General features: G+C 72.5%; 7 protein-coding genes. 3 read left to right on the top strand and 4 right to left on the bottom strand.

Annotation, left to right across the window (positions count from 1 at the left end):
- Positions 1–60: 60 nt before the first annotated feature.
- Both coaE and KS423_RS31555 read right to left on the bottom strand, forming a co-directional pair.
- Positions 61–660: a dephospho-CoA kinase gene (gene coaE / locus KS423_RS31560; protein ID WP_224283180.1), complete on the bottom strand. Its 600-nt coding sequence runs from the start codon at positions 658–660 to the stop codon at positions 61–63.
- A 52-nt stretch (positions 661–712) separates the two neighbouring features.
- Complete coding sequence (locus KS423_RS31555) at positions 713–1,354, bottom strand: MBL fold metallo-hydrolase (protein WP_224283179.1); 642 nt, start codon at positions 1,352–1,354, stop codon at positions 713–715.
- 62 nt (positions 1,355–1,416) lie between these two features.
- Here KS423_RS31555 and KS423_RS31550 point away from each other — a divergent pair, with 62 nt between their 5' ends.
- Positions 1,417–1,848: a MarR family winged helix-turn-helix transcriptional regulator gene (locus tag KS423_RS31550; RefSeq protein WP_224283178.1), complete on the top strand. Its 432-nt coding sequence runs from the start codon at positions 1,417–1,419 to the stop codon at positions 1,846–1,848.
- On the opposite strand, the gene KS423_RS31545 is transcribed toward KS423_RS31550, so the two are convergent.
- Both KS423_RS31545 and rpsA read right to left on the bottom strand, forming a co-directional pair.
- Positions 1,831–4,119, bottom strand: a complete 2,289-nt coding sequence (locus KS423_RS31545; RefSeq protein WP_224283177.1) for an MMPL family transporter — start codon at positions 4,117–4,119, stop codon at positions 1,831–1,833. The genes KS423_RS31550 and KS423_RS31545 overlap by 18 nt on opposite strands.
- 209 nt (positions 4,120–4,328) lie before the next feature.
- Positions 4,329–5,819 carry a 30S ribosomal protein S1 gene (gene rpsA, locus KS423_RS31540; RefSeq protein WP_030061640.1) on the bottom strand — a complete coding sequence of 497 codons (1,491 nt, stop codon included), beginning with the start codon at positions 5,817–5,819 and terminating at the stop codon, positions 4,329–4,331.
- A 413-nt stretch (positions 5,820–6,232) separates the two neighbouring features.
- On the opposite strand from rpsA, the gene KS423_RS31535 reads away from it, so the two are divergent.
- On the top strand, positions 6,233–7,132 hold the full coding sequence (locus KS423_RS31535; RefSeq protein ID WP_224283176.1) for a class I SAM-dependent methyltransferase: 900 nt from the start codon (positions 6,233–6,235) through the stop codon (positions 7,130–7,132).
- Positions 7,133–7,140: 8 nt separating this feature from the next.
- Positions 7,141–8,180 (top strand): helicase-related protein (locus KS423_RS31530; RefSeq protein WP_263455437.1); only part of this gene is annotated, 1,040 nt, incomplete at its 3' end.

Here is an 8,180-nt window from a genome sequence, read left to right as displayed (position 1 = left end):
CACCGCCTGAGCGGCACCGCCCGAGCGCAAGCGCCGGCCGCGCTGCGGCCCGAACCGCCGTCAGGCCGCCGCGCGCCGCGTCAGCTCCGCCCAGACCTCGGCCACCCGCGCTTCCAGCTCCGCCAGGCCGCCGCCGTTGTCGATCACCAGGTTCGCGATCGCCAGCCGGTCCTCCCGGGAGGCCTGCGCGGCCATCCGGGCCCGGGCCTCCTCCTCGGCCATCCCGCGCAGCCGCACCAGCCGGCCCAGCCGCACCTCGTCGGCCGCGTCCACCACCACGACCAGGTCGAACAGCGGCGCCAGGCCGTTCTCGGCCAGCAGCGGCACGTCGTGCACCACGACCGCGTCCGGCGCGGCCGCCGCCTCCAGCGCGGCGGAACGGGCCCGCACCAGCGGGTGGACGATCGCGTTCAGCGCCTTCAGCCGCTCCGGGTCGGCGAACACGACCGCCCCGAGCGCCGGACGGTCCAGCGTGCCGTCCTCCCGCAGCACCTGCGGTCCGAACTCGGCGACCACGGCCGCCAGACCGTCCGTCCCGGGGGCGACCACCTCGCGGGCGATCACGTCGGAGTCCACGATCACCGCGCCGCGCGCGGCGAACAGCCGGGACACCTCGCTCTTGCCCGCGCCGATGCCGCCCGTCAGTCCGATCTTCAGCATGGCGTCAGGCTACCGGCGCGGCGCCGGGGACGTCAGTGCGGGGCCGCCCCCCTCAGCCCAGATCCAGGCTCTCGCCCTCGCCCAGCACCGCCAGCTCCGCACCCGTGCCCGGCCCCTCCGGCCCGACCAGCCGGGTCTGCACGGCGAACCCGATCGGGCTGAGCACCGCCTCGTGCACCGGCACCGCCCGGCGCGGCCCGGCCTCCCGGACGTAGTCGATCACCTCGGAAGCCTTGCTCCAGGGCGCCGCGAGCGGCAGCAGCAGGGTGTCCACGGCGTGCGGCGGCACGGTGAACGCGTCACCGGGGTGGAACAGCCGGCCGTCGAAGAGGAAGCCGATGTTCCGTACCCGCGGGATGTCCCTGTGGATCTCCGCGTGCCACTCGCCGTGCACCGAGACGCCGAGCCCGCCGATCTCGAAGGCGTCGCCCTCGCCGACCACGCCGACCCGCTGCGCCACGCCCTCCAACCGGTCCGCGACGGCCCGGTTGGTCCACACCCGCAGCGCCGGGTCGGCCGCCAGCACGGCGCGCAGCCGGGACTCCTCGAAGTGGTCCATGTGCTCGTGGGTGATCAGGACGGCGTCTGCCCCGGCCAGTGCGGCGGGGTCGGTGAAGCTCCCGGGGTCGACGACGACGGTGGTGCCGCCGTGCTCGACGCGTACGCAGGCGTGTCCGAACTTGGTGATTCGCATGCCGGAAACCATACAGCAAGGCTGTACAGTAAGGCTGCATATCTTGTCGGTAGACTCGTCCCATGCCCAGCGAAGCCCCGCACCCGGACACCCTGGAACTCGCCGCCGACCTGCGCGCCGCCCTCGGCAGCCTGGTCCGCTCCCTGCGCGGCGGCGACGAGCTGCCGCAGAACCAGGCCGCCGTCCTCGGCCTGCTGGTCCGCGACGAGCGCTCCTGCACGGTCGCCGAACTCGCCGCACTCCAGCGGGTCCGCCACCAGTCGATGGCCCGCACCGTCGCGCTGATGACCGAGGCCGGACTCGTCACCCAGCAGCCCCACCCCACCGACGGCCGCAAACTGCTCATCGCCGCCACCGAGGCCGGGCGCACCGCCCTGCTCGACCAGCGCGCCCGCCGCGAACACCGGATCGCCACCGCGATCGAGTCCCGCCTCAGCCCCGCCGAACAGGACCGGCTCCGCGCCGCGGTCGACCTGCTACGCCGACTGGGCTGAACCCACCAGGCCCTGGGACACGACGTCCCCGGGCTCGGCGCCCTCGGGCTCGGCACCCTCGGTCTCGGCGCCCCCGGGCTCGGCATCCTCGGTCTCGGCGCGCACCGCCGGGACCGCCGCCGGCTCGATCTCCGGCAGGTCCACGTGCTCGCTCAGCCCGAACCGCCGGTGCAGCCGCCGCAGCGGGGCGGGCGCCCACCAGTTGAACTCGCCGAACAGGCTCATCGCGGCGGGCACCAGCAGGCACCGCACCAGGGTGGCGTCCACCGCGACGGCGACGGCCAGCGCGATGCCCATCTGCTTGACCATCAGCATGTCCCCGAGCGCGAACCCGGCGAAGACGATCACCATCAGCAGCGCCGCCGAAGTGATGATCCGGCCGCTGCGCTGCACGCCCAGCTCCACCGCCCGAACGCAGTCGTGCCCGCGCAGGGTCAGCTCCCTGATCCGGGAGAGCAGGAACACCTCGTAGTCCATCGACAGCCCGAAGGCGAAGGCGAAGACCAGCACCGGGATGAAGGTCTCCAGCCCGCCGGTCGGGCTGAATCCGAGCAGCCCGCTGAACCAGCCGTCCTGGAACACCAGGGTGAGTGCGCCGAGCGAGGCGCCCAGCGAGAGCAGGTTCATCAGCAGTGCCTTGACCGGCATCACCACCGAGCCGGTCATCAGGAAGAGCAGCACCAGCGTCCCGGCCGCGACCAGGCCGAGCGCCCACGGTCCGCGCGAGAGCAGCTCGTCCTGGAAGTCCACCACCGAGGCCGCGCCGCCGGTGACGTAGGTGGTCAGTCCGTCGCGGTCGTCCCGCAGCTCCTGCACCACCTGCTTGGCCGGCCCGCCCTGCGGGTCCCCCTGCACCAGCACGTCGATCGTGGAGACCGTGTCGCTCACCGGGCTCACCGCCCGCACCCCGCTCACCCCGGGCAGCTTGGCGACCACCTCGTCCGCGTACGCCTGCGCCACCGACGCCCCGCCCTCGACCACCACCGTGATCGGCGCGGCCGCGGCCTGCGGGAAGCGATGGTCGACCGTCTCGGCGACCTGCCGGCCGGCCGAGGAGGCGGGCAGCACCGCGGCGCCGGAGCTGCGCATGTCGGCATGGAGGAACGGCGCCCCGGCCGCCATCAGCAGCGCCACCGAGGCGAGCGTGACCGCCACCGCCCGCTTGCGCACCCGGCGCACGATCCGGCTGAAGAACCCCTCGTCCGCCACGGGCGCGGGCGGCGCCTTGATCCGCGCACCGGCGAAGCCGAGCAGCGCGGGGATCAGGGTCAGCGCGGCGGCGACGGCGATCACCACGACGCTCACCCCGGCCGCGGCCACCGCGCCCAGCACCGGGCTGGTGAAGACGAACAGGCCCGACAGTGCGACGGCCACGGTCAGCCCGGAGAAGGCCACGGTGCGACCGGCGGTCGCCGCGGTCCTTTCGACGGCGGCGGTGATGTCCGCACCGTGGCCGCGTTCCTCGCGGAAACGATTCACCATGAGCAGCGCGTAGTCGATCGAGAGCCCGAGCCCCAGCACCGTGGCGATCGGCAGCACGCTGGTGTCGATGTCCATGATCCGGCTGAAGCCGAACATGGCCAGCAGCGCTCCGCCCACCGAGGCGACCGCCCCGATCACCGGCAGCGAGGCCGCCGCCAGCCCGCCGAAGACCAGCACCATGACGATCAGCGTGAGCGGCAGCGTCACCAGCTCGCCGAACCGGGTGTCCTTCTCGGTCTGCTGCTTGACCTCCTGCTGGAGCACCAGGTCCCCGCCGACCGTGACGTGGGCACCGCCCGCCCCGTCCAGCGCGGTGAGCCGCTGGGTGACGGCGTCCGTCTGAGCGGTGCTCGCGGTGTCGGCCATCCGTACGGTGACCAGGCTCGCCGTCCCGTCGGCGGAGTGCAGCGCGGCCGACGCCGGGCCGGGGCCGTACGCGTCGAGCGCCGAGGAGACCCCGGGCAGGCCGCTGATCTCGGCGGTGGCCTGCTCGACGGCGGCCTTCACCGCCGGATCGTCCACCGGCCTGCCGTCCACCACGGCGGTGACGGTGCCCTTGACCGGGTCGGCCGCGGCGACCACCGCGCTGCCCCGGTCGGCCTCCGCACTGGCGGAGGAGGCCCCGGCCACCGAGCCCTCGAAGACCCGGCCCCCGATCAGGACGCCGACCACCAGGACGACGGCCCACAGGCCGAGCACCCAGCGGCGGTGGCGGAAGCAGAACCGGCCGATGGCCGCGAGTCGGCCGCCGATCACGGCGGTGGGGGCGGCGGAAGAGGGGTAGCGCATAAGAAGCCTTTCGGGCAGCTCCTCTCAATCTAGGTGCAACCCGAACTACGGCCTATAGATGGGCAATGAGCCCCATCTCACACTTTCCTTCACATAAAACACACATAAGTCGGACCCGTATAAGCCAAGGCGAAAAACGAAATGGGCCCCACCCGGAAATTCCGGGTGGGGCCCACCGTCTAGCTATCGGCTAGCGGGAAGCGAGAGCCTCAGCTCTGGCCGCCGGCCAGCTTCTCGCGCAGGGCGGCCAGGGCCTCGTCGGAGGCCAGAGCGCCCGAGCCCTCGTCGCTGCTGGACGAGTAGGAGCCACCGGCGGCAGCGGCGACGGCGTCGCCACCCTCCTCGGCAGCCTGGGCGTCGGCCTCGCGGCTCTTGATGACCTGAGCCTGGTGCTGCTCGAAGCGGGCCTGCGCCTCGGCGTACTGGCGCTCCCACTCCTCGCGCTGCTTCTCGAAGCCGGGCAGCCAGTCGTTCGCCTCGGGGTCGAAGCCCTCCGGGTAGATGTAGTTGCCCTGGTCGTCGTACGAGGCGGCCATGCCGTACAGGGTCGGGTCGAACTCGACCTCGGCCGGGTTGGCACCCAGGGCCTCGTTGGCCTGCTTCAGCGACAGGCTGATGCGGCGACGCTCGAGGTCGATGTCGATGACCTTGACGAAGATCTCGTCGCCGACCTGGACGACCTGCTCCGGGATCTCGACGTGGCGCTCGGCCAGCTCGGAGATGTGGACCAGACCCTCGATGCCCTCGTCCACGCGGACGAACGCACCGAACGGAACCAGCTTGGTGACCTTACCCGGAACGACCTGGCCGATCTGGTGGGTACGGGCGAACTGCTGCCACGGGTCCTCCTGGGTCGCCTTCAGCGACAGGGAGACGCGCTCGCGGTCCATGTCAACGTCGAGAACCTCGACGGTGACCTCCTGGCCGACCTCGACAACCTCGGACGGGTGGTCGATGTGCTTCCAGGACAGCTCGGAGACGTGCACCAGGCCGTCGACGCCACCCAGGTCCACGAAGGCACCGAAGTTGACGATCGAGGAGACGACGCCGGAGCGCACCTGGCCCTTCTGCAGGGTGGTGAGGAAGGTCTGGCGGACCTCGCTCTGGGTCTGCTCCAGCCAGGCACGGCGGGACAGGACCACGTTGTTGCGGTTCTTGTCCAGCTCGATGATCTTGGCCTCGAGCTCCTTGCCCACGTAGGGCTGGAGGTCGCGGACGCGACGCATCTCGACAAGCGAGGCGGGGAGGAAGCCGCGGAGGCCGATGTCGAGGATGAGACCACCCTTGACGACCTCGATGACGGTACCGGTGACGATGCCGTCCTCTTCCTTGATCTTCTCGATCGTGCCCCAGGCACGCTCGTACTGAGCGCGCTTCTTGGACAGGATGAGACGACCCTCCTTGTCCTCCTTCTGGAGAACCAGGGCCTCGATGTTGTCACCGACGGCGACGACCTCGTGCGGGTCAACGTCGTGCTTGATCGAGAGCTCGCGGGACGGGATGACGCCCTCGGTCTTGTAACCGATGTCGAGGAGGACCTCGTCACGGTCGACCTTCACGATGACGCCCTCGACGATGTCGCCATCGTTGAAGTACTTGATGGTCTCGTCGATGGCGGCGAGGAAGGCCTCCGCGTCGCCGATGTCGTTGACCGCGACCTGCGGGGTGGTGCTGAGGGAGGAGTCGGTGGGGCTCGTCATTAGGAAAAGGGCTCCGGTACGGACATGAAAGTCGTAGGTAATGCCACGCGGAGGGCCCGTATCGCTCCCACCGAAAGCCGGACAGCCAAGAACACGGCACACCGGGATTCCCGTCCAACGAGAACCGGCGTCCGTCTTGCGACCGTGGGGTCTTCGACAGATGCGAGCGCGACCTGCTCCGTCCGAGGCGCGCAGGCCCGCAGCGCAACTTGTAGCATACGGGGACGGCCAGGCACGGTCAATGCCGAAGGACGGCAAGACGGTGGAGCCCGGTACGGATCAGGCCATATCCTCCGAATGCGCACCTCGCGGCGGCGCCCGAAGGGGCCTTGTCCCCGGATGCCACCGCCAGGATCCGGACCCTCACGGGCCGGTTCGCGGCAGCGGCGCTTCCGCACTCCATACCCTACGCGATGGGCATTGTCACCGTGGCCACCACCCCCCAGTCCGACCTGCACGATCTTGACACCTCCGTCGACGGGCCCTTCACGGAGGCGGGCGCCGACGAGGTCGAGGACGGCGACGACGCGGTGCGCCGCGCGGCCGGCACCGGGGAGAGCAGCCGGGCCAGCCGGCACTGGTGGGACCGCAACGCCGACGAGTACCAGGACGAGCACGGCGAGTTCCTCGGCGACGACCGCTTCACCTGGTGCCCCGAGGGCCTGGACGAGGCCGACGCCCGACTGCTCGGCGAGGTCGCCGGCAAGGACGTGCTGGAGATCGGGGCCGGCGCCGCCCAGTGCTCCCGCTGGCTGGCCGCCCGGGGCGCCCGGCCGGTCGCCCTGGACATCTCCTACCGCCAGCTCCAGCACTCCCGCCGGATCGACCTCGGCCGCGGCACCGCCCCCGTCCCCGTCGTCCAGGCCGACGCCGCCGTGCTGCCCTTCGCCGACGCCGCCTTCGACCTCGCCTGCTCCGCCTACGGAGCCGTCCCGTTCAGCGCCGACACCGCCGCCCTGATGCGCGAGGTGCACCGGGTGCTGCGGCCCGGCGGGCGCTGGGTGTTCTCGGTGACCCACCCGATCCGCTGGGCCTTCCCGGACGAGCCGGGCGTCGAGGGCCTCACCGCGACGTCCTCCTACTTCGACCGCACCCCGTACGTCGAACAGGACGAGCAGGGCCGGGCCACCTACGTCGAGCACCACCGCACCCTCGGCGACCGGGTCCGCGAACTCGTCGCCGCCGGATTCCGGCTGGTGGACCTGGTCGAGCCCGAGTGGCCGGCCGGCCTGGAACAGGAGTGGGGCGGCTGGTCCCCGCTGCGCGGACGGCTGATCCCCGGTACCGCGATCTTCGTCACCGAGCGGGGCTGAGCGCCTCGATGCATCCCGCCTGGCGCGAACTGCCCGTCCGCACCGCCCTGCCCGCCCTGCACGACGCCCTCGACGGACACGGCACCGCCGTCCTCGCCGCGCCGCCCGGCACCGGCAAGACCACGCTGGTGCCGCTGGCCCTGGCCGGGCTGCTGGACTCCGGGCCCTCCCCCAGCCTTCGGCCGGGGATGCCCCCATGCCGGGTACTGGTCGCCGAGCCGCGCCGGCTCGCGGTCCGGGCGGCGGCCCGGCGGATGGCCTGGCTGCTCGGCGAGGCCGTCGGCGGCAGGGTCGGGTACACCGTGCGCGGTGAGCGTCGCGTCGGGCCACAGACGGTGGTCGAGGTGGTCACCACCGGCGTGCTGCTGCAGCGGCTCCAGCGCGACCAGGAACTGCCCGGCGTGGACGTCGTCGTCCTGGACGAGTGCCACGAACGGCACCTGGACGCCGACACCGCGCTCGCCTTCCTGCTGGACGTCCGGGCGGCACTGCGGCCCGAACTCGGGCTGGTCTGCGCCTCGGCCACCTCCGACACCGAGGCCTGGGCCGCACTGCTCGGCGGCGCCCCGGTGGTCGAGGCACACGGGGTCTCCCACCCGGTCGAGGTGGTCTGGGCGCCGCCACCACGCGCCGTCCGGCCCGCCCACGGCACCCGGGTCGACCCGGCGCTGCTCGACCACGTCGCCACGGTGATCCGCCGGGCGCTCGCCGAGAGGGACGGCGACGTGCTCTGCTTCCTGCCCGGCGTCGGCGAGATCTCGCGCGTCGCCGGGCAGCTCGGCGACGTCGCGGCCGAGGTGCTGCAACTGCACGGCCGCGCCCCGCAGGCCGTCCAGGACGCCGCGCTCTCTCCTGGGCAAGGCCGCCGGGTCGTCCTCACCACCGCCGTCGCCGAATCCTCGCTCACCGTGCCCGGCGTCCGGATCGTGGTCGACGCCGGGCTCGCCCGGGAACCGCGCACCGACCACGCCCGCGGGCTCGCCGGGCTGGTCACCGTCCGCGCCTCGCTCGCCGCCGCCCGCCAGCGGGCCGGCCGAGCCGGACGCGA

This window comes from Streptomyces sp. LS1784, assembly GCF_020103755.1.
Taxonomy (GTDB): Bacteria; Actinomycetota; Actinomycetes; order Streptomycetales; family Streptomycetaceae; genus Kitasatospora.
The sequence above is the reverse complement of the archived record's forward strand: the minus strand, read 5'-3'. Positions and strand labels throughout refer to the sequence as shown.

Bases quoted from the DNA above. Each gene is read 5' to 3' on its own strand.
- coaE (WP_224283180.1), bottom strand. From the start codon at position 660: ATGCTGAAGATCGGACTGACGGGCGGCATCGGCGCGGGCAAGAGCGAG.
- KS423_RS31555 (WP_224283179.1), bottom strand. From the start codon at position 1,354: ATGCGAATCACCAAGTTCGGACACGCCTGCGTACGCGTCGAGCACGGC.
- KS423_RS31550 (WP_224283178.1), top strand. From the start codon at position 1,417: ATGCCCAGCGAAGCCCCGCACCCGGACACCCTGGAACTCGCCGCCGAC.
- KS423_RS31545 (WP_224283177.1), bottom strand. From the start codon at position 4,119: ATGCGCTACCCCTCTTCCGCCGCCCCCACCGCCGTGATCGGCGGCCGA.
- rpsA (WP_030061640.1), bottom strand. From the start codon at position 5,819: ATGACGAGCCCCACCGACTCCTCCCTCAGCACCACCCCGCAGGTCGCG.
- KS423_RS31535 (WP_224283176.1), top strand. From the start codon at position 6,233: ATGGGCATTGTCACCGTGGCCACCACCCCCCAGTCCGACCTGCACGAT.